General features: G+C 41.6%; 15 protein-coding genes. 3 read left to right on the top strand and 12 right to left on the bottom strand.

Translation table 11 applies throughout. The features are described from left to right. Positions 1-30 precede the first annotated feature (30 nt). Entirely contained in the window at positions 31-2,064 is a 2,034-nt protein-coding gene (metG, locus tag DDZ16_RS04835) for a methionine--tRNA ligase (protein ID WP_262511935.1), read from the top strand. Between the two features lie 378 nt (positions 2,065-2,442). On the opposite strand, the gene DDZ16_RS04830 is transcribed toward metG, so the two are convergent. Further along, positions 2,443-3,408: an HU domain-containing protein gene (locus DDZ16_RS04830; protein WP_109263312.1), complete on the bottom strand. Its 966-nt coding sequence runs from the start codon at positions 3,406-3,408 to the stop codon at positions 2,443-2,445. A 231-nt stretch (positions 3,409-3,639) separates the two neighbouring features. Between DDZ16_RS04830 and galE the strand changes: the two genes are divergently transcribed. Continuing rightward, entirely contained in the window at positions 3,640-4,668 is a 1,029-nt protein-coding gene (gene galE / locus DDZ16_RS04825; protein ID WP_109263311.1) for a UDP-glucose 4-epimerase GalE, read from the top strand. Between the two features lies 1 nt (position 4,669). Then, positions 4,670-5,725 (top strand): dTDP-glucose 4,6-dehydratase, encoded by a 1,056-nt coding sequence (gene rfbB, locus DDZ16_RS04820; protein ID WP_109263310.1) that lies wholly within the window; start codon positions 4,670-4,672, stop codon positions 5,723-5,725. 95 nt (positions 5,726-5,820) lie between these two features. Here rfbB and glmS read toward each other — a convergent pair whose 3' ends face one another. From glmS to DDZ16_RS04765, 11 genes are all read right to left on the bottom strand, one after another. Then, positions 5,821-7,659: a glutamine--fructose-6-phosphate transaminase (isomerizing) gene (glmS, locus tag DDZ16_RS04815; protein ID WP_109263309.1), complete on the bottom strand. Its 1,839-nt coding sequence runs from the start codon at positions 7,657-7,659 to the stop codon at positions 5,821-5,823. Between the two features lie 72 nt (positions 7,660-7,731). Further along, positions 7,732-9,717 (bottom strand): DUF4954 family protein, encoded by a 1,986-nt coding sequence (locus DDZ16_RS04810; RefSeq protein ID WP_109263308.1) that lies wholly within the window; start codon positions 9,715-9,717, stop codon positions 7,732-7,734. Between the two features lie 263 nt (positions 9,718-9,980). Further along, positions 9,981-10,433 (bottom strand): V-type ATP synthase subunit K, encoded by a 453-nt coding sequence (locus tag DDZ16_RS04805; protein ID WP_109263307.1) that lies wholly within the window; start codon positions 10,431-10,433, stop codon positions 9,981-9,983. A gap of 32 nt (positions 10,434-10,465) precedes the next feature. Then, the gene (locus tag DDZ16_RS04800; RefSeq protein WP_109263306.1) at positions 10,466-12,289 is read right to left on the bottom strand and encodes a V-type ATP synthase subunit I; all 1,824 of its coding nucleotides are present in this window, start codon (positions 12,287-12,289) and stop codon (positions 10,466-10,468) included. Beyond that, complete coding sequence (locus DDZ16_RS04795; protein WP_109263305.1) at positions 12,286-12,888, bottom strand: V-type ATP synthase subunit D; 603 nt, start codon at positions 12,886-12,888, stop codon at positions 12,286-12,288. Before DDZ16_RS04795 ends, DDZ16_RS04800 begins: the two co-directional genes overlap by 4 nt. A gap of 36 nt (positions 12,889-12,924) precedes the next feature. Beyond that, on the bottom strand, positions 12,925-14,247 hold the full coding sequence (locus tag DDZ16_RS04790) for a V-type ATP synthase subunit B (RefSeq protein ID WP_109263304.1): 1,323 nt from the start codon (positions 14,245-14,247) through the stop codon (positions 12,925-12,927). Positions 14,248-14,274: 27 nt separating this feature from the next. Further along, positions 14,275-16,065 (bottom strand): V-type ATP synthase subunit A, encoded by a 1,791-nt coding sequence (locus DDZ16_RS04785; protein WP_109263303.1) that lies wholly within the window; start codon positions 16,063-16,065, stop codon positions 14,275-14,277. After that, entirely contained in the window at positions 16,049-16,912 is an 864-nt protein-coding gene (locus DDZ16_RS04780) for a DUF2764 family protein (RefSeq protein WP_109263302.1), read from the bottom strand. Before DDZ16_RS04780 ends, DDZ16_RS04785 begins: the two co-directional genes overlap by 17 nt. A 2-nt stretch (positions 16,913-16,914) precedes the next feature. Beyond that, a complete protein-coding gene (locus tag DDZ16_RS04775; protein WP_109263301.1) occupies positions 16,915-17,526 on the bottom strand; it encodes a V-type ATP synthase subunit E family protein in 612 nt (203 codons plus the stop codon). Positions 17,527-18,118: 592 nt separating this feature from the next. Continuing rightward, positions 18,119-19,573 carry a DUF4270 family protein gene (locus DDZ16_RS04770; protein ID WP_109263300.1) on the bottom strand — a complete coding sequence of 485 codons (1,455 nt, stop codon included), beginning with the start codon at positions 19,571-19,573 and terminating at the stop codon, positions 18,119-18,121. Positions 19,574-19,612: 39 nt separating this feature from the next. Continuing rightward, complete coding sequence (locus DDZ16_RS04765; RefSeq protein WP_109263299.1) at positions 19,613-20,413, bottom strand: glycogen/starch synthase; 801 nt, start codon at positions 20,411-20,413, stop codon at positions 19,613-19,615. Positions 20,414-20,988 lie beyond the last annotated feature (575 nt).

The following is a 20,988-nucleotide window of genomic DNA, read 5'->3' as shown; positions in this document are numbered from 1 at the left end:
TAATAAATTGATCAGATCTCAAAGAGTATTATGAGTAAATTTAAAAGAACACTTGTTACCACAGCCCTCCCATATGCCAACGGACCGGTGCACATTGGCCACCTGGCAGGGGTATATGTCCCGGCAGATATCTATGTCAGATACCTTAGGATGAAAGGTGAGGATATTTTGCACATTGGAGGATCTGATGAGCATGGGGTGCCTATTACTCTTAAGGCCAGAAACGAAGGTGTTACACCTCAGGATATAGTAGATAAATACCATAATCTCATTAAAGATTCCTTCGAGAAGTTTGGAATTACGTTTGACGTTTATTCACGTACATCAAGCGAGATGCATCATAAAACGGCTTCCGAATTTTTTAAGAAGCTTTACGATAATGGTGCCTTTATTGAGAAGGAAACCGATCAATATTATGATGAAGAGGCAGGTCAGTTTTTGGCCGACCGTTATATTACCGGAACATGTCCACAGTGCAATAGCGCCGGAGCTTATGGCGACCAATGTGAAAGTTGCGGAACTTCCTTGAATGCCACAGATCTGATCAATCCAAAATCTATGGTTTCGGGCAGTACGCCTGTTATGAAAAAAACCAAGCACTGGTATCTTCCTTTGGACCAGCATCAGGAGTTTCTTGAAAAGTGGATATTGAAAGACCATAAGGAATGGAAACCCAATGTTTATGGGCAATGTAAGTCCTGGTTGGATCTTGGGTTACAACCCAGAGCGGTTAGCCGTGATCTGAACTGGGGAGTGCCTGTCCCTCTTGATGGTGCTGAAGGCAAAGTTTTGTATGTTTGGTTTGATGCGCCGATTGGTTACATATCTGCTACCAGGGAATTGACTGATGACTGGGAAAAATACTGGAAGGATCCTGAAACCCGTCTGATTCACTTTATCGGGAAAGACAACATTGTTTTTCATTGTATTGTGTTCCCTTCCATGCTGAAAGCGGAAGGATCTTTTAATTTACCTGATAACGTACCTGCCAATGAGTTTTTGAATCTGGAAGGAGATAAGATTTCAACATCGAGAAATTGGGCCGTATGGCTTCATGAATACCTTGATGACTTTAAAGATAAGCAGGATGTATTGCGGTATGTACTAACAGCGAATGCCCCTGAGACGAAGGATAACGATTTTACCTGGCGCGATTTCCAGGCAAGAAATAATAATGAGTTGGTCGCCATTCTGGGTAATTTTGTGAATCGTGCTGTAGTACTTACTCATAAGTATTACGATGGAGAAGTGCCTTTGATGGGTGAAACAGATCCCTTTGATATCGAAACTCTGGAGGCGATTCCGGCATTGGTAACTCGAATTGAATCGAACCTTGATCAGTTTAAATTCAGAGAGGCTGTTCGTGAGGCGATGAATCTTGCCCGTTTGGGAAATAAATACCTGGCTGATACAGAGCCCTGGAAGTTGAAAAAGACCAATCCTGAACGTGTAAAAACCATCCTTAATATCTCCTTACAGATTACTGCCAACCTGGCACTGGTTATGGAACCATTCTTGCCTTTTACAGCTAAAAAGATGCGCGATATGCTGGCGATGGATGAAATGAATTGGGGCGAATGCGGTAAAACTGAACTATTAAGAGCCGCTCATAAAATCAATGAGGGCCAACTTCTTTTTGAGAAAATTGAAGACGAAAAAATTCAGGAACAATTAGATCGTTTGGCTCAGACCAAAATCAGCAATGAAACTGATAATAAGGAGGCTGCTCCGGCTAAAGAAGACATCGCTTTTGATGACTTCACCAAAATGGATATGCGGGTCGGTACCATTCTGGAAGCAGAGAAAGTAGCCAAAACAAAGAAACTCCTGAAAATTAAGGTGGATACCGGAATTGATAAGCGCACTGTTGTTTCGGGCATTGCAGAGTTTTTCGAGCCTGAAACAATTGTTGGTCAGCAGGTTTGTATTCTGGTGAATCTCGCCCCCAGGAAAATTCGTGGTATCGAATCTCAGGGAATGATTTTAATGGCTGAGGATGCAGATGGAAGATTGGATTTTGTGGCACCCGGATCGAAGATAAAACCTGGATCTGAGATAAGATAGGATCTGCTGAAAAAGTCAAAAGAGCAGAATTTACAAGCGCACAATCGAAGAAGTGTTGAAATGCTTGGAGATTGAGGCGGTTTAGTAAATTTTGTTCTTTTGATTAGCCATTTTCATATAATCAAGTGCAAATAAATTCGAGTATATTGTGAAATAACCTTGCACTTAAGTATTTTTTGAGATGGTTTAAAGCTTTAATAGCTAATGAAATATGCGTTTTTTAGTGCTCTCTGAGAAAAGCAGATTATGGTAACGTACTCGCAAAAAAAACCGCCTGACTAAGGCGGTTTTTTTAAATATCAGTATGTGGTTTTTGATATTGTGCGGAAGAGGCGGGAAATTTGATTTCGCTAATATCGAATGGCTATAACCATAAATTTACTGCTCCTCTGCCAATAACCACACATTTTTTAATGCATCATCTTTTCTGACAGCATAGAGCTTATTAACGGCTTCATCTCTGTTTTCAAAAGAGAAAAGTGCAACACGAAAACGACTGTTGCTGCTTTTTAATAAATGAGCCTCACCAAAACCTTCATTTTTATATTGATCCAATGTTTGTTGTGCCGGAGCTTTGTGTTTAAAGCTACCCGCAATTAGATGATATGGTTTAATAATAGGGGAGGAGGTAGCAATATTTGATGCTTTATTTTCCGGTATTTCTGAACCGGTATTGATGAAGGCAGGATTTTCTTTAGATTCAGAGCGATCATTAGCGACCGTACCTGAAGTAATATTTTCCTTCTCTGATAGGGCAGATATCATGCTGGATGTGTCAATCTGCTGATGCTCCGGCATTTTTAAGTCTGGAGAGAAAAACAATAATCCTGCAATCATCGCTGCAACTGATCCCCAGTATTTTGGTGACCGGCTGCGCAATAAACGACGTACCGGTTCTTCTTGTTTTTCCAATTGAATAGCGTGGTGAAGAGGTTCAAAATGATATTCATCCAGTCCAAATGAATCCGGACGCAGATCATTTCGTTCTTTCGGGGAGAATTGGATGTTTCCTAAAGCATCTTTTCTCAAAGTCCCAATCCTTTGAAGGGCAATGCTCTCTCCCTGATTGATTCGGTCCTTTGTTGAAGAAACAAACTCTTCAATCAAACCTAGACTTTGATCCCATGAAGTTTTTTCCCGGGTGCAAATATGATTGGCCAATAAACCATCATTGTGTGCAAGACTTCGGTTAAATCCAATCTCTTTTTTGGGAGGTTGGAAAAGATTCCGTTCTTCAATAATCACAGCTGATTTGTAATTTGCCACAAAACCACCCAGCCCCGGCACAATTACACAATCGTGGAGGCACAATAAATCTGATATGTGTTTCTCGATGCTTGTCATATTGCAAATTTAAACAATTTATACGCTAAGTGCACATTTTTGTTTTGAACACCTGTTAATAAAATGTTGAAAAGTAAACCAAGAGAAATGATAATCCGGTTTCACTTTTTTAATATTCATTTGTTCCAGAATAATTTGTGTTACTTATCACCTGAATCATTACCCTTGTTTGATTTCCTTTTCTTAATTTTACCAGCTTAAATAATTGACTAATCTAAAAATACTTTTCTTATGAGCAAACAAATTCTGGTGACCGGTGGTACCGGTTATATTGGTTCACATACAGTAGTTGAGCTGCAAAATGAGGGATTTGAGGTAGTTATTATTGACGACTTGTCAAATTCGGGCATTGAGGTGCTTGATGCGATTGAAAAAATTACCGGAAAGCGTCCCGGGTTTGAACAATTTAACCTTACCGACAGGGAAAAAACCGATGCATTCTTTGAAAAGTATAAGAATGTAGAAGCCATTATTCATTTTGCTGCTTATAAGGCCGTTGGCGAGTCTGTACAAAAGCCATTGGAATATTACCGAAATAACCTGGTTTCTCTGATGAATCTTCTCGAGAATATGAAAAAGCACCAGGTTCCGAATATGGTTTTTAGTTCCAGCTGCACTGTGTATGGTCAACCGGATAAATTGCCTGTAACAGAATCAACACCCCGGAAACCTGCAGAATCTCCATACGGTAATACAAAAGCCATTTCCGAGGACATTATGCGCGATTTCAGCGCGGTAAATGAGGGTGTCAATTGTATTGCTTTACGCTACTTTAACCCTATTGGAGCACATCCCTCTGCATTAATCGGGGAATTGCCCGTTGGAGTTCCCAATAATCTGGTGCCTTTTATTACTCAGACGGCTGCCGGACTCAGAGATGAGCTTAAAATTTTTGGAGAGGATTACGATACTGAAGATGGAACAGCTATTCGCGATTACATCAATGTTGTGGATTTAGCCAAAGCCCATGTTGTTGCGATTAACCGTTTGTTGGAAGATAATAATAAAGCTTCTTACGAATTTTTTAATGTAGGAACCGGTAACGGGTATTCGGTTATGCAACTGGTAAAATCATTCATTAAAGTGAACGGGGTTGATTTACCATACCAGATTGTTGATCGTCGTGCCGGAGATATCGAGAAAATTTGGGCAGATACTACATATGCCAACGAGGAGCTAGGGTGGAAAGCAGAGAAAACGTTGGATGAAACCCTGAAGAGTGCCTGGGAGTGGGAAAAGAAAGTTCGAAATATTAAGTAATATGGAAAGAACCATCTTAATAACCGGAGGCGCCGGCTTCATTGGCTCACATGTTGTCCGGCTGATGGTCAATAAATACCCCGATTATAAGATCATCAATCTGGATGCATTGACCTATGCCGGTAACCTGGAAAACCTAAAGGATGTTGAGAATGCTTTAAACTACACCTTTATTAAAGCCGATATTGCAGATGAAGAAAAAATCCGCAAAGTGTTTACTGAGTTTCAACCAGACGGAGTTATCCATTTGGCTGCTGAATCGCATGTGGACCGGTCGATAAGTGATCCTCTGGCATTTGTTAAAGCCAATGTTCTGGGAACGGTTAATTTGTTGAATGCTGCCCGTGATTTGTGGGGAGATAACCTGGCAGGAAAAAGGTTTTACCATATTTCCACCGATGAAGTTTATGGTTCTTTGGGAGCTGCAGGACTCTTTACAGAAGAAACATCCTATGATCCCCGAAGCCCTTATTCTGCCTCCAAAGCAAGCAGTGATCATATGGTAAGGGCATGGCATCATACCTATAATTTGCCGGTGGTGATCTCTAATTGTTCCAATAATTACGGGCCCAATCAGTTTCCTGAGAAACTCATCCCATTAGCTGTAAATAATATCAAACACAAGAAGGATATTCCGATTTACGGAAAGGGAGAGAATGTTCGTGATTGGTTGTTTGTTGAAGATCATGCTTCCGCTATAGACCTGATTTTTCATGAGGGTAAAGATGGTGAAACCTATAATATCGGAGGTAATAATGAGTGGACAAACATTGATCTAATCCGGAAACTTTGCGAAGTTATGGATAAAGCTCTTGGACGTAAAAATGGGGAATCTGCTCAGTTAATTACTTTTGTGAAGGACAGAGCAGGTCATGATAAGCGCTATGCCATTGACTCCGGCAAATTAATGAATGAGCTTGGTTGGAAACCATCTCTTCAATTTGAGGAGGGTATTGAGAAGACTGTTAATTGGTATCTTAACAATGAAGAATGGTTGAATAATGTTATTTCAGGAGATTATACAGATTATTATTCCAATCAATACGATTACAGGTGAGAAATACTGATGAAGTAATAGAAAGAGCCGTTCCTGCTAAAAAGGAACGGCTCTTTCATTATTTAGGGATTGGATGGTTGTGGAATGATTGACTGTTATTCAACTGTTACAGACTTTGCCAGGTTCCGGGGCTGATCAACATTACATCCGCGCATTACCGCAATCTGATAGGATATTATCTGCAAAGGCACCACTGCCAGCAAAGGTGATAACGATTTGTGACAAGCCGGAATTTCAATTACGTCATCGGCCATGTTACGCAAGGTTTTCTCGCCTTCAGTTACAATTGCTACAACTTTCCCGTTTCTGGCTTTTACCTCCTGTATATTACTGGTAATTTTTTCGTATGAATCATCCTTTACAGCCAAAACAAAAACCGGCATGTTTTCGTCAATTAAGGCAATTGGCCCGTGTTTCATTTCAGCTGCCGGATAGCCCTCAGCATGAATGTATGAGATCTCTTTGAGTTTTAATGCACCTTCTAATGCTACGGGGTAAAGAACGCCGCGGCCCAGATAAAGTGAATTGGTGACGTTGGTATATTTATTGGCTACATCTTTGATAAAACCTTCGTGATTTAAGATTTCCCTCATTTTACCGGGGATTTCGGTCAAAGCATTTACCAATTTCACATAGTCAGAATCGGAGATTTTCTTTTTGCGGTGACCGAGAAGGAAAGCCATCATTGTCAGCACAGTTATCTGAGCTGTAAAAGCTTTGGTGGAAGCTACTCCAATCTCTATACCAGCGTGGGTGTATACGCCTGCATCTGTTTCTCTTGAGATGGACGAACCTGCTACATTGCAAATGCCCAGAATTGTTGCTTCGGATTGCTCACGAACCATCCGGATGGCAGCAAGGGTATCTGCAGTCTCGCCACTCTGAGATATTGCAATAACAACATCATCCGGATATAGAATGGGTTTTCTGTATCTGAATTCAGAAGCATATTCTACTTCTACCGGAACGCGGGCATATTCTTCAAAAAGATACTCACTCACCAGTCCTGCATGCCACGAAGTGCCGCAGGCCAAAATAATAATGCGGCGTGCATTTATTAGGGATGGTAATACATCCAGAATTCCACCCAAAAATATTTTACTGTGGTCCATTGATATGCGTCCTCGAAACGTGTCCTCTATAGAAGAGGGTTGATCGTGAATCTCTTTCAGCATAAAGTGCTCATAATCTCCTTTGTCTATCTCATCTATGCTGAGCTCCACTTTTTGCACCTGAGGGGTTTTGATGTCATTTTTCAGGTTTTTAAGATCGAAGTGTTCATTATCGACAACAGCCACTTCTTCGTCATTGAGGTATACTACCTGATCGGTATATTCAATGATAGGCGTTGCATCAGAAGCCATGAAATACTCATTTTCTCCAATGCCAATTACCAAAGGACTGCCTTTGCGGGCAGCGATTAACCGGCCGGGCTCATCGGAACAATATATTACCAGACCGTAAGCGCCAACTACTTTGGTGAGCGCAAGTCTTACTGCCAACTCTGCCGATACCTTTTGCTCCAGATAGATGTTCTCGATTAAATTGGCCAGCACCTCAGTATCAGTATCACTCTTGAATTCGTAACCCCTGTTGGAGAGTTCTTTTTTCAGATGGTCATAGTTCTCAATAATTCCGTTATGAACAACTGTGAATTTGTTATTCATTGACTGGTGGGGGTGAGCGTTGATGTCATTGGGTTCTCCATGAGTCGCCCAGCGTGTATGGCCGATGCCAATGGAACCTGAAATTTCTTTGCCTTTTACAAGCAATTCAAGGTCCTTTACTTTTCCTTTGCATTTATACAAATGCGTTTCTTCATTCATAAGAGCGATTCCAGCTGAATCATACCCTCGATATTCAAGTCGCTGAAGTCCTTTTATTAAAATTGGAAAGGCTGTCCGCTCTCCTACATAAGCTACAATTCCACACATATGATGTTCTTCTTTAGTTTCTTTTCCTGTTAACTGTTTCTCTAGCCTGATTCGTGTCGAATATGGCGTTATCTATAATCGATTTAATTTTTCTGATACTTTGGCAGCAAGTTCCTTCTTTTTTTGTGAATGTTCAAGGATGTCACAAACGGCAGGGTGTTTTTCAAATGCTCCACGCACCTGCTCAAAATCGGTATTTCGAATCTCATCTTCTCCATCCATACCAAAGCCTGTCTGAGCTTTTAAAGTGAATTCTTTTCGTGCATCTTCAAACATCATCTGGTCAAGAGAGAGCACTGCATGTTCCCACCTGGAAATAAAATCCAGTAATTCGCCTCTGGTAATGGAGTTAATGTCAATATCCAACTCATCTTTAAAAACTTTAACACTCCAGTTCCATACCCACTGGTAATAACTGTTTTGCCAGGATTGAAAAATATTGTCAATCTCCCTGAGGGTGTTTATTTTTCCTTTCTCAACGTCTTCAACTAGTTCCAATACCTTTTCTTTTGGAACGATCATGCCGGCCATATCAATCCATTGTCCGGTACCTTCATCCGATGAAGGTTTTAGAGCTTTTCTTAGTTCTTCGATGGAATCATATTCCTTAGATTCCAGGATTTTTAAAAGCCCGTTTCCCAAAAACTTACTGATTCCGGTCTCATAAAGTCGAATGCCTCGTTCCAAAGCATTGGCTTCAATTTTTACACTGTTATACATGAAATACTCCGAGGTTGCCCCCGAAGTTTCCTTGAGCTTCAAGAGCGTGTGTTTACCGGAGATGATTTTCTCAACGGAATAGGGGCTGAGCAGGTTAAAGGTGATGTAATCCAGTTTTTTGGGGTCTTTTCGTTTGTCCCTGTTGGGCCATTTTCTTGCATCCCTTATGGTTCCGATGCTTCGGAGGTTGACTCCCGGAGCCAGGTAGCTCTCATCTTTATTTTCTATAAGGTAAGAAAAGGGGAAGCATGAAGTATCTGGATTACGGTAATGGCGGCCCATAACCAGTGAAAAAGGCCCTATTTTGGCCGGCCATAAAAGATAGGAATCACTGGTGGTTTTACTGCCTCTTTCCACTACCCCCTGGTGAACCGGTCCCAGTTTATACATATGATTGCTCTGGTTGGACCCACTTCCGGCATTCAGAAAGGAATAATACCCTGCAATGAGTAAAGTGGACTTGTGATGCGAAACAGTATAGGGACCTGCAAAGATACTGCAGGCCTCACCATGAAATCCCTGGCAATTGGCAAAAAAGGCCGAATTTTCAGCTGAATAATGCTTCCCAAGAACGCAACCCTGCCCGATAAAGCATTTGGAAATCAAAGTGGCATCTGTAACTTCAGCGCCACTTGCGGCAATGAAATCTTCGGCTATAACCCCCGGACCGAAATAGGTTGGATGATCCGGAGAACTGTTAATTGTGCCATTGACCAGCCGGTAAATACCCTCAACTTTTGCTGAAGGGCCAATGTTGACATTCAGCAGGGTACGGGAGTTTATGAGTTTTGCTCCTTTTTTGATGCTTCCTGCAGTTGAACAGACATTAGAGCAATATTCATCTACAAGAGAATATAGTTTTTCAATGAGTTTGGGCCGATGGCGATAAAATGCCATCAGATAAGCAGTATGGGCTGATAATTCGTTGAAGATAGGCACTTCCCTGCCTCCGGCCTCATTAAGGACCGCAATCTTTTCGCCGTTTCCAAAACAAGACTCTCCTTCAGTAGTCAGAGAATCTACATTTTCAATGATTACTTCATCTTCTATGTGATAGTTTGCTATTTGATTCCGCACCTGGCTGATATATACATTATCACCGATGCTCGAATTATGAATGGTTGCAAAAGAGATTCCGGAATGTTTTTTAACCCCTCCCGGAAAATCAAATTCTTTACTGAAACAACCGATTCGAACCTCCCCGCTAAAAGTACTGTGACGTACGTGTTTAGTTTCAAAACCATCTTTTACATGTACTTTACTCCAGTCGTTGCACATGCATCCCTGCTCTTCGAGCTTTTCCGTTTCTTCGGTTGTTAAAGCTCTGAAATCTTTCATAGTTGATTTGCTTAAAATTATTCCTGAATTGATCTTTTGCTATTTTTTTTAAAAAGCCAGTTATTTTGTTTTAAAAATTATCCATCAATTCACTTGAAAGACGAATTTATAGATGATCATACGTCTTACATTAATATTAATAACTGCCTCTGAATGGTGAAGTTATGAATATTATTTGATAATTTCATTTAAAAAATTGTTTCCATAAAAAAGGCCTGCTCCGAAAACCGGAACAGGCCTTTTTTAATAAGTTGTTAAAATGCTTACAGTGTTCCACTTATCATAAATGTGGCAGCAAATGCAAGGATCGCATAAAGCTCGGGAAATACAGCCAATACCAGTGTGCTGCCAAATACATCATGTCCCGATCCAATGCCGGCAATACCATTGGCACAAACTTGCCCCTGACGTATTCCTGACAATAAACCAACTATTCCAAGTGCAATTCCGGCGCCTAAAACGGCAGCACCTTGAACAGCTGTGATTTCCGGACTAAGAACTCCGGTGCCTGAAATAACAAAGTAACCTGCAAATCCATAAAGCCCCTGCGTCCCCGGGAGGGCACTAAGAACAAGGTAATTACCGAATGCGTCACTATTTTTCTTCATTGCTCCCAATGCGGCATTTCCACCATACGAAACACCATATGCACTTCCGGCTCCTGCCAGCGCAATCATTAATCCAATGCCTAAATAGGCCAATACAATTGGAGTCATATTATTCTAATTTTAAGGTTATTAATTTTTAGTTACTGTGCTTTCTGAAAAGGTTTATACTCTTTGCCGCCTCCAATGAAGCCGGCATTTTTGTAAAACTCAACAAAGGTCAGACGTAAGGGGTGAACAAAAGATCCAAGCCCTGACATGAAAATGTTAATGCCATGCCCGGCTAAAAGGATGATCAGTGTAATTAAGATTCCTAATAAAGGTACATCCGGGGCCAGATCAAATGCCAACTGGTTAAAAACCCGTCCTAATATGGCACTTGCCAATCCCAGTGCAAAAAGACGGATGTATGACAAAAGGTCGCCCACTACACCGGTTACCATGTTGTAGGCATCCCATAGTCCTGCCCCGATATTGACAAATATATTGCGCTTGGGATGGTTGAAAACCAAAATGCCCAGGGCTGCAAAAATAACAAAAGCCATGTGAGTAGGGCCAAAGAACAGACCTGAATTCGGATTCTTTTGATCCAGATAATAAAATACCAGAGACGAAACTATCAAAATGAACCATCCCCAGGTTGCAAAAGAATAGCCTATTCCATGTTGTCGAATCTGGTTGATCGCTTTCAGAATCATTCCGAAAAGAATCTGGATTCCACCAAAAATTAACGCAAGGTTGAACATCTGATCATTGTCCAGAAACATGTTCTTAACATCAGTCATAAAAGTCGGAGGATTTTCCATCATATTAATCCCGAAGAATGTACCTGTGATGGCTCCGAATATGACGGTAGCTAAACCAAGAAACTGAACCAGTGTTAATATGGGGCGGAGGTTCTTTTGGGCTTTTGGTTTGTAAAGGGTTGCAGCTAAAACAAGAAGCAATCCGTAGCCTGCATCTCCCAGACAAAATCCAAAGAACATCATGAAAAAGGGTGCAAAAAACGGAGTCATATCCAGCTCTACGTAAGCGGGCAGTGAGAAAAGTTTGCTCACCGGCTCAAACAATCTGGCAAAACGATTGTTTTTAAGCATGATGGGAGGTTTCTCATGGTTCTTTGCGGGTTCTTTTATAAAGTAAATTTCCTCATTATCTACCCGTTTCTCCAGTTCCTGCGCTTTAACTTCAGGTACCCAGGCTTCAATTAACCTTACTTTACCTTCAACCTCGTCAACAGTCTGAAATCGCACATTTAAGTCTGAAAGCTTTTCTTCCTGCTTGCTTTTATAATTTTCCAGCAAATTTATTCCTTTCAAAGCTATAAGATCAAGTTGCTTGTTCAGGGAATCAATTTCCTCCCGGGTTGAAGATATCTCCTTTTGCACATCTTCCAGGTTATCTTCGGGAAGTGTTACTTCATCAACCTCTGTCAATTCCTCAGGCAACTCGCTGGATTTTGACTCTAAAACAAGAACAAAATAGCTGTAACCTTCGCTCTCAGAAATAAGTTCTACAGGAAATTTTTCTTTCCAGTAGGGGTCGAATTTTGACTCGGAACACATTAAATACCTGAAAGTAAGCCCGGCTTTTCCCAGCTTTTGGACATCCTCTTTCGAGAAATACCCCCAGGGGGCCAGCTGTTTTTCTTCTTTTTGTAAAGAAGCCAGATGCTGTCGGGCCTGCTCGAGCTGACTTTCGATGTCACGAATCTTTTCATTTAAGGTCTCCCCGGTGGTTTCGTGAAGTTGCTCTGAGGTTTCTTCAGCATGCTTTTTGCGACTCTCAAGATTTTTAATGGTTTTTGATATGTCACTTACCTCCCGGTAGAGATCCTGCATCTCCGTTGTTGGTTCTTCCTGATGTTCCACTATATGTGCCACCCCAAGGTCCTTCAGGTGTTCCAGAAAGTGGTCATAATCGGCATGAAATACCAGAAAGGAATATTTAAACATGGGTACTATCATGACTCTGCCTCCGCATTTTGTTGCCGGTTCTTTACAATTTTCTGAGCTGCTTTGGAGAGGTTTTCTTCATCTTCCAGGAATCGCTTTATTTTTCTGATGGCGTCCTGAAAACCGGGAATCTGCACTTTTTCGTAAAGATTTACTTTTTGGGTAGTTTTTTTACGGGCAAAATCCAGAAGTTCCATTTTTCTTTCAAAAACAGCCCTTTCAATGGCAATTTTGGCTAATTTTTCTAAAATAGCAATGCCATCGGGGAACCATGACGGTTTATCAAACATATTGTAATCACGTACTTCAAAGTGGACCTTCTCCAGAATAGGTGTTTGTACTCCCGCGATCTTCTTTGAAGTTAGCTCTACGTCATTGATTTCAACCAGAGAGGGATCAAATTCACTCCAAAGTTGCATCATATCTTCGTAGAGACTGAGCTCTTTCTTCAGTGCCTCATCCAACACAGCTGCTTTATCCTTGGCTTTTTTTACTTCCACACGCAATGCCGATTCTTTGTTTTTAAGAGTTGGCAAAGCGCGTTCCCGTATTTTTAGCTGTTTGGCGAGGCCCTGTTGTGAGGTTTTATTATATTGAAATTTTATTGCCACGTTACGATTTCTTTCGTTTCAATTAACAGACAGCCACTAATTATTATTCCAATACTTGTCAACCATCTCTTTCTTGATACCTACCTCTGCTTTTGAGAAATATTTTCCAAATAGTTCCCATCCGATATCAAGCATCGTGTCTGTATCAACATTGACATCTATGGCTAGAAGCTTTTCTGAGTAGGCCTTGGCAAAATCAAGTGTTCGCTCATCATAATCAGTAAGGTCAAAACCGTTGTCAAGCTTGGTTTTGGCATTTGCGGCATCAGCATAAAGACGCACTGCTGCGTTCATTACCTGTGGATGGTCTTCACGGGTCTGCTCTCCAATTACGAGTTGCTTCAAGCGGGACAATGAACGGAACGGATCGACAATAACTTTTCCGATGTCGGTGTCGCGGCGGAGAAAGAGCTGACCCTCGGTAATATATCCTGTGTTATCAGGAATGGCGTGGGTAATATCTCCACCTGAAAGGGTGGTTACAGCTACAATGGTAATTGAACCTCCGGAGGGAAACTGAACCGCTTTTTCATAAATCCTGGCCAGATCGGAATAGAGAGATCCGGGCATACTGTCTTTTGAAGGAATCTGATCCATCCTGTTGGATACAATACTTAAGGCATCGGCAAAAAGTGTCATATCTGTAAGCAGCACCAGTACACTTTCATTCTTGTCAACTGCAAAATATTCGGCAGCAGTAAGGGCCATGTCAGGAACCAATAAGCGCTCAACAGGCGGGTTTTCAGTGGTGTTTACAAAACTCACAATTCGGTCGAGTGCTCCCGCATTGTCGAAAACCTGCTTAAAAAAGAGGTAGTCATCATTAGAAAGCCCCATGCCTCCTAGAATAATTTTGTCGGCTTTGGCACGCAACGCAACATTGGCCATTACCTGGTTGTAGGGCTGATCACTGTCGGCAAAAAATGGAATCTTCTGACCGGAAACAAGGCTGTTGTTTAGGTCGATACCTGCGATACCGGTGGAGATCAATTGTGATGGTTGCTCCCGACGCACAGGATTTACTGATGGTCCACCGATTTCCCTGATCTCGCCTTCAATCTCAGGGCCTCCGTCGATTGGCTGGCCGTAAGCGTTGAAAAAACGGCCTGATAGTTCATCACTAACTTTTATTTGTGGTGGATTGCCCAGAAAGGTTACTTCTGCATTGGTTGGAATTCCTTCTGTGCCTGAGAATACCTGCAGTACCACTTCGTCTCCCACAATTTTTACTACCTGGGCCATACGTCCGTTGACTACGGCCATTTCGTCGTAACCCACATCCTCAGCTATCAGGGATACAGTGGCTTTGGTGATGTTTTTCAGTTTGGTATATACTTTTTGAAATGCCTGACTTTTCATAGTCTTTATTTTTTCTGAATTTTTTGATTAGACAGCTTCTTCCTGCTTTACTTCAACAGCGTGTTCCTGGAGCATTTCCCCAAGCTCTTTTTCGAATCCATTGAATTTATCAGACTGGAATTCTGAGTAATTCATCTGTTTAAGCTGGTTGATGAGACGTTTGAAGAAGTCACCTACTTGCTCAAAATTCTTAAACTCAAATTCAGTATCCACAATGCTGAGAACTTTCTCCAGCATGTATTTCTGACGTTCCAGTGGTGTCGAGGCATCAATATCATCGAAAGCATCCTGCTGCAATACAACAAAATCAATCAACTCGGCTTTCCAGAATTTGTCGTGGAAATCAATGGGTACACCATCATCTCCAAGAATATTAATTTGCTCATTGGCTTCTTTACCACTCAGAAGAACATCTTTTGCTTTAATAACATTGTCAAGCCAATGCTCGCCCATATTTTTCTCAAGCGATTTCTGAAGTTCCGGATACTCAAGATATTTTGAGTAACTGTCTATCGGATCAATTGCGGGGTAACGTTTACTATCTGCTCTGTCCTGAGAAAGGCCGTAAAAACAACGGGCAGCTTTCCTGGTATTTTCAGTAACCGGTTCTTTTAGGTTACCACCGGCAGGGGATACTGTTCCTATAAAAGTAATTGAACCTGATTTCTCGTTTTTTAAATGCACATATCCAGCCCTGGAGTAAAAGTTTGAGATGATGGCTGACAAGTCCATCGGGAAGGCGTCAGGACCGGGAAGCTCTTCAAGACGGTTTGACATCTCACGCAATGCCTGTGCCCAGCGAGAGGTTGAGTCGGCCATAAGAAGTACTTTCAAGCCCATTGAACGGTAATACTCCCCTAATGTCATTGCTGTGTATACCGAGGCTTCACGGGCAGCTACCGGCATGTTGGAAGTGTTGGCAATGATAGTGGTACGCTCGATCAATTTCTTTCCGGTACGGGGGTCATCCAGTTCGGGAAACTCTTTGAAGATTTCAACAACCTCATTGGCACGCTCACCACAGGCTGCAATAATTACAATATCTGCCTCGGCTTGCTTTGAAATAGCGTGCTGAAGAACTGTTTTTCCTGTTCCAAATGGTCCGGGAATAAAGCCGGTTCCTCCTTCAGTAATAGGATTGAGGGTATCGATACAACGAACGCCTGTTTCCAATAACCTGAAAGGACGTGGCTTTTCTTGAAAAGCTTTTATAGGAACTTTAACCGGCCACTTTTGAACCATAGTAACCGAAATCGTTTCTCCATCTTTGCTTTCAATGACAGCGATTTCGTCGTCAACTGTGTAGTCGCCTTCTTTGACCAAAGACTTCACTGTATAAGTTTCTTCCAGTTTGAAGGGAACCATTATCCTGTGGGGCATGCCGTTTTCTTCAACTTCACCCAGCCAGTCTCCGGCAACCACTTCGTCACCTTTGGAAGCCAATGGTTTAAAGCTCCATTTCTTTTCACGGTTAAGAGGGTCTGTGTAATCTCCCCGTTTCAAAAAAACGCCTTCCATTTTGTCAAGGTCATTCTGAAGGCCGTCATAATTTCGGGAAAGCATTCCCGGTCCCAGGGTAACTTCCAAAAGGTGACCTCTGAAATCAACTTTGCTTCCCGGTTTTAACCCTCTGGTGCTTTCAAAAACCTGCACATAGGCTTGATTTCCGGTCACTTTTATTACCTCTGCCATTAGGCTTTCTTCCCCATGGGCAATGAAGCAGATCTCGTTCTGTCCCACCGGGCCATCTACATCTACCACCACCAGGTTGGCAATGATTCCGGATACCGTTCCGGTTGTGTTATCGTTTTTTTCCATAGGTCAATGTATATTCTTCGGGGAATTCAAAACCCGACTTCAATTCACTAAATAATTTTTCAAACATTTCCCGGCCCTTTTCAGGATCCAGGTTAATCCAGCGTTCTGCAATGAATAGTTTTTGTAAAAATGCCAGTACTTTCTCAATTGTGAAGTAATTAAAAAACGTCGCATCTTCGACAAAATGCCATTTATGAACATCCAGCTTCAGCTCCCGGTCTTTTAAATTTTCAATCTCAAATATCTGAAGAAGATCTTCTATGTGGTCCACCTCCGATTTCAATCCGAAATCCCTCGCTCTGCTTTTTCTGAGGGAATCGCTGACATCGTCGTCCCCAATTAAGGCTTTTTCAAAATTCAGATCGTATTTTCGTCCGTTAAGGGCTGTCAAAACATTGGCCGTGTCACGCTGGTATTTAGCCAGCTTTTTAACAAATTCATTGGGGTGAGCATCTAAATGCATATAGTAATCGGCACTGAGCCGACGGGCAGCTTCTACTCTTTTGTCGGCGGCTTCTTCGGTGTGCATTTCGTAAGCAAAGTCGGAGAAATAGGCAGGGAACATTGAATGCTCTGCAGTATGTACCAGTTTTCGGTCAGTCAGGGGCTCCAATTCTTCTTTGCTGAAATTTCCACGTTCGTCCCACTCCTTATCTTCCTCAAAAAACAGGCTCAATAAATTTTCATGGTCCGACGGGAGATAAAATAATTTTAGCAAATTGTAGTCCCCGGGATCCAATTCGTCCTCCATCATATCCCTGAATCCTGCCGAGGAAAAGGATAATTTCTTTTCTTCGGGCACAAGATCAGGTAATCCTGCAACAAGACAATAATATCCTTTTGACATGTTTATTTCTTTTCAAAAAGTAATTCGGTTGATTTGGGGCGAAGATAAGTCTTGAAGAAGTTGTTAAAGTCTTCATCGGTAAAACTAATCACATAACTTCCACTTGCAGGCCCTACTTTAAATCCGGATTTTACATTTTTTGAAAAGGATAACTTCAGTCCTTTGTTCAGATGATGAGCAAGTTGCTTTTTCATATGGTCTTCCATCTCTTTGCGGTCTTGCTCCGAAAGAATCACTTCAAGATCCATGCTATCTTTCTGAATCCATCCGTCGATGGTTTTTTCGATCAGGGTGCCAAGGTATTTCTTGTCTGAGAACAACTCTTTTGTTGTTGGTTCAACGGCTTCCATGGTAACCAGATTGGCAATATCCTGTTTAAGGGCTGCCATTGATTGGTCGAGAGCCATTTTCATTTCAGATTCTACATGCTGCTTGGTTTCTTCGGCTTTCTTTTCCGCATCAGCAACTGTTTCCTTGGCTTTCTTTTTGGCGTCACTTTCAATTTTTGAAGCTTTTTCCTGAGCTTCCTTTATAATGGCGTCAGCCTCATCTTTTGCTTTCTGAACCCCCTCATTGTATATTTTTTCGGTAAGGTCCTGAAGTTTCTTTGTCATAGTTTCAATTTTTATACGGTAGAAAACGGCTTTTTTTCAATTGTTTCTGGGAATTTAGACCCTCTAAAATAGTTTTTTTAGATATATCAGGCAAACATTTTATCAGCGGCCTAAGGCTAAACCTGATTTTGGTTTTATCGCAGGCAGGCTACAGCTGCCTGTTTATAGACATCTCCGGATAAAGTTTTGTTCAAAACGGGGTGAAATGGATTTTTCCCGGGATGTTATTTTTTAGGGATGAATCGTTTCCCGGGATGATTAATTCTCGATATTATCGTGCAAAAATGGGAGGGGCTGCCCCAAAAAACTTAACATGAAATCAATTGGGGTAAGTGCAAGTAGTTCCGGTCTATAAAGTCGGCTTTGAAACTGAGTAGTCCTGTGTCTGGTCAGAAAGTTTCAGTTGTAAGTCCGAGGCTTTCGGGAGCAAGCGTAACGCAGCAAATGGGACTTTATGAACAGACACTAAGCAGGGACCAGGTTGTTGAAATGGTTTGCTTATGAAAGGGACTGTAAAAGAAAAGGAGACTTAAAATACTAAAAAGCCCTGTGTGAAATCCTCACACAGGGCTTTTTCTATTTTTTTTAATGTCTAATTCTGAATTTTCACATACTTGATCCTGAACCTTGGGGTGTTTGGTTCACCGGTTTGGTTATTCAAAAGTATGGCTCGCCAGGGGAAGACGTTAAATTCATAGTTCTCTGGATTTGCTATTGACAGATAGTAAGGCCCCCGTAATTCGGGTTGTTCCACCATCATTTCAAATATTTCCTTCTCCATGCGAAACTGATACTCCTGAGTGTCCTTGTTGCGAAATCCTCCTATAAAAAAGGACACCCATGTGTTCGGATCGTCAGGGATCGGTTTGTAAAATGGAACTTCTAATTCATTGTCCTCATTGAGTTTAAATAAATTCAGTTTGTCCGGGGCTGAGGAGATAAACTTTTCATCCTGTTGGTACAATAATGTATCAGTTTCGAAAAACACATCTACGGCACTTACTCCATAAAACTGATCCTCTTCTCCATCTGCAGATTTTGATTCCCAGAAATCAAAAAGATAATGGGATTGACCATTTTCGTCTACAAACTCAACATTGTTGAAATCAATCTTAACCAGACTGCCTGCCATTCCCTGGGCAATGAGGTGGTCGGCTTCAGTATTGCCAATATCAATGGTATTGGTATTATCGTGTTCAAAACGGTTGATTCTCAAACACTCAATATTGATGGGGAAGGTGTAGTCTAATGCAACAGTGGTGTCTTCCTCCAAAGATTCCCTGGAATAATGAAGGGTCATGTTGGTGGAATTCGCCAAAAGATCAAGGGCAATGAGTGACCCCCGGGTTTCAGTATCTACAAGTTCAGAAGTTATATAGAGGGGGTTAAACGCCCCTCTAAAGGTTTCTCTGTCAGTCATGGTATCTTCTTCGAAATTGAAGATTTCTTCCGCCAGTTGATGGTCCAGTTTGATCTGGAACTGGGGAACATAGATAGTCTCTGACTGATTAATGAATGGAACAGTATCCCGGGCATAGCCAAGTTTTTCCCCTAATGGCTCCTCGGGAAGAAGACCGTCGACTGAAAAGTCTGAATAATACTTCTGAGATGGACTAAGGGGTGTGTTAAGCTGATATACCTGCAGGTTGTGGTATGCTGTTGTGTCTCCAAACCACCATCCTTTATAAAAAGAAAGATTTAAAACCAGAGAATCCACGGTATAATTATACTGGTTGTCTGATTTGTTTAACTTTCCAAAATTGGTGGTTTCAAGGGTGACTTCAGTGACAATAGATGCTTTTGTGGTTCCGCCATAAGGGTCGGTGACTGTACCGATTTTTGCAAAACGTACGTCATCGGTCCTTACACGAACTGGATTTTCATTTTGAGCGGGGAGGTGCGACTCTGTGTTAGTTCCCGAAAAGAGATCGTCTGAGGGCAAAACATCTAATCCCAAAGTTCCTGTCTCGTCTTTACAGCTTGCAAAAAATGCAAAAGCGGCTACAATAATGGGCACGAATTGCCGGAGACTTCTTTTTTTCAACATAAAAAATCCAATCAGTTTTTGGTCGTTCGAAATATGGTTTTACAATTTGTCGTAAAACTCGTTGTAGGCATCCATGTACGTTTCTTCGGGTTGATATTCCAAAAACGGTTTCCCCGAATCCTTGATATACTGTTCAATGTCAGGGTGTATTTTGTCTGACCCCTGAATGATCCCGTCAGAATTGTCGATGGCCAGCTTGGTGAGATTAACAAATGAGGCCGGATCCAATACTTTTAGATCTTCCTCTGAAACGCCATCAAGCAAAGCCTTTTCTTTGATTCTTGGGTCTAAGTCGTTTTTGAAATCATCGTCGAAAACAGAATATACAACTTTAGAACCCGAAAAATAGGGGTCGTCGGCCATGGTTTTTTTGATGTAGAGCGGAGACAGTGCTGTAAACCAACCCTGGCAGTGCACAACATCAGGTGCCCACCTCAATTTCTTAGTGGTTTCTAAAACCCCTCTTGCGAAAAAGATAATGCGCTCGTCATTGTCTTCAAATTCCTTGCCATCATTATCAATGATGGTGTTTTTTCTTGAGAAATAATCCTCATTGTCGATAAAATACACCTGCATCCTGGCTGCCTGAATGGAGGCCACCTTGATAATAAGCGGATGGTCTGTGTCATCAATGATTAAGTTCATACCCGAAAGTCGAATGACTTCGTGCAATTGATTCCGGCGCTCATTTATGTTGCCGAATCGTGGCATGAAAGTTCTGATTTGTTTGCCTCTTTCCTGGATGCCCTGTGGTAAATTCCTGCAGAGCGCGGACATTGTGTTTTCGGGCAGATAAGGTGTAATTTCCTGCGAAATGAATAAGACCTTGTTATTTTCCATTTTTCAAGGATATATTAAGATAAATATTTCACAAAAGTACAAAAAATATGCTATCCCCCCAAAGTGGTTTGATCTACTATGTTTGCATTGGGGTTATCGATGCCAGGATGTCGGGAGTTACTCGCTAAATTGTGCCCGTCTATAAAGTCAGCTTTTAAGCTTTGTAGTCATGTGTCTGGTCAGAAGGTTCAGTTGCAATCCCTTCGGGAGAGAAGCTCCCAAAAACGGAGTCCCGAATGCTTCGGGGTGAGTATTTTGGGAGCAAGCGTAACGACGCAAATGGTACTTTATGGACCGACACTAAATAGGGTGCGTTGAAAGACGCATATTCAATTAAATATTAGACACTTAAGGTATGTCGACGAATAACTGGGTGCAAGGTTATTCCACAGCATACTCTTATACCTTAGCACTTGTAAATAAGAAAACTGCTAATCCAAAGAAAAAAATTTACTTCACCGGCCCAATCTCGAAGTATTTCAATACTCCTTCGATTGGGCCGGCTTGTAAATTCTCCTCTTTTGACTTTTTCAGCAGACCTTAAATAGTAATTTTTTTATTTTTCTGATAGGTTA

The organism is Marinilabilia rubra, assembly GCF_003121985.1.
Classification (GTDB): Bacteria; Bacteroidota; Bacteroidia; order Bacteroidales; family Marinilabiliaceae; genus Marinilabilia; species Marinilabilia rubra.
Note: the sequence above shows the minus strand (reverse complement) of the source record. Positions and strands in the feature narration are given on the sequence as shown.

Excerpts from the sequence above, each read along its gene's own strand:
- DDZ16_RS04805 (WP_109263307.1), bottom strand. The coding sequence starts at position 10,433 with ATGACTCCAATTGTATTGGCCTATTTAGGCATTGGATTAATGATTGCG.
- DDZ16_RS04785 (WP_109263303.1), bottom strand. The coding sequence starts at position 16,065 with ATGGAAAAAAACGATAACACAACCGGAACGGTATCCGGAATCATTGCC.
- rfbB (WP_109263310.1), top strand. The coding sequence starts at position 4,670 with ATGGAAAGAACCATCTTAATAACCGGAGGCGCCGGCTTCATTGGCTCA.
- DDZ16_RS04830 (WP_109263312.1), bottom strand. The coding sequence starts at position 3,408 with ATGACAAGCATCGAGAAACACATATCAGATTTATTGTGCCTCCACGAT.
- DDZ16_RS04790 (WP_109263304.1), bottom strand. The coding sequence starts at position 14,247 with ATGAAAAGTCAGGCATTTCAAAAAGTATATACCAAACTGAAAAACATC.
- DDZ16_RS04780 (WP_109263302.1), bottom strand. The coding sequence starts at position 16,912 with ATGTCAAAAGGATATTATTGTCTTGTTGCAGGATTACCTGATCTTGTG.
- galE (WP_109263311.1), top strand. The coding sequence starts at position 3,640 with ATGAGCAAACAAATTCTGGTGACCGGTGGTACCGGTTATATTGGTTCA.
- DDZ16_RS04800 (WP_109263306.1), bottom strand. The coding sequence starts at position 12,289 with ATGATAGTACCCATGTTTAAATATTCCTTTCTGGTATTTCATGCCGAT.
- glmS (WP_109263309.1), bottom strand. The coding sequence starts at position 7,659 with ATGTGTGGAATTGTAGCTTATGTAGGAGAGCGGACAGCCTTTCCAATT.
- DDZ16_RS04775 (WP_109263301.1), bottom strand. The coding sequence starts at position 17,526 with ATGACAAAGAAACTTCAGGACCTTACCGAAAAAATATACAATGAGGGG.
- DDZ16_RS04770 (WP_109263300.1), bottom strand. The coding sequence starts at position 19,573 with ATGTTGAAAAAAAGAAGTCTCCGGCAATTCGTGCCCATTATTGTAGCC.
- DDZ16_RS04810 (WP_109263308.1), bottom strand. The coding sequence starts at position 9,717 with ATGAAAGATTTCAGAGCTTTAACAACCGAAGAAACGGAAAAGCTCGAA.
- metG (WP_262511935.1), top strand. The coding sequence starts at position 31 with ATGAGTAAATTTAAAAGAACACTTGTTACCACAGCCCTCCCATATGCC.
- DDZ16_RS04765 (WP_109263299.1), bottom strand. The coding sequence starts at position 20,413 with ATGGAAAATAACAAGGTCTTATTCATTTCGCAGGAAATTACACCTTAT.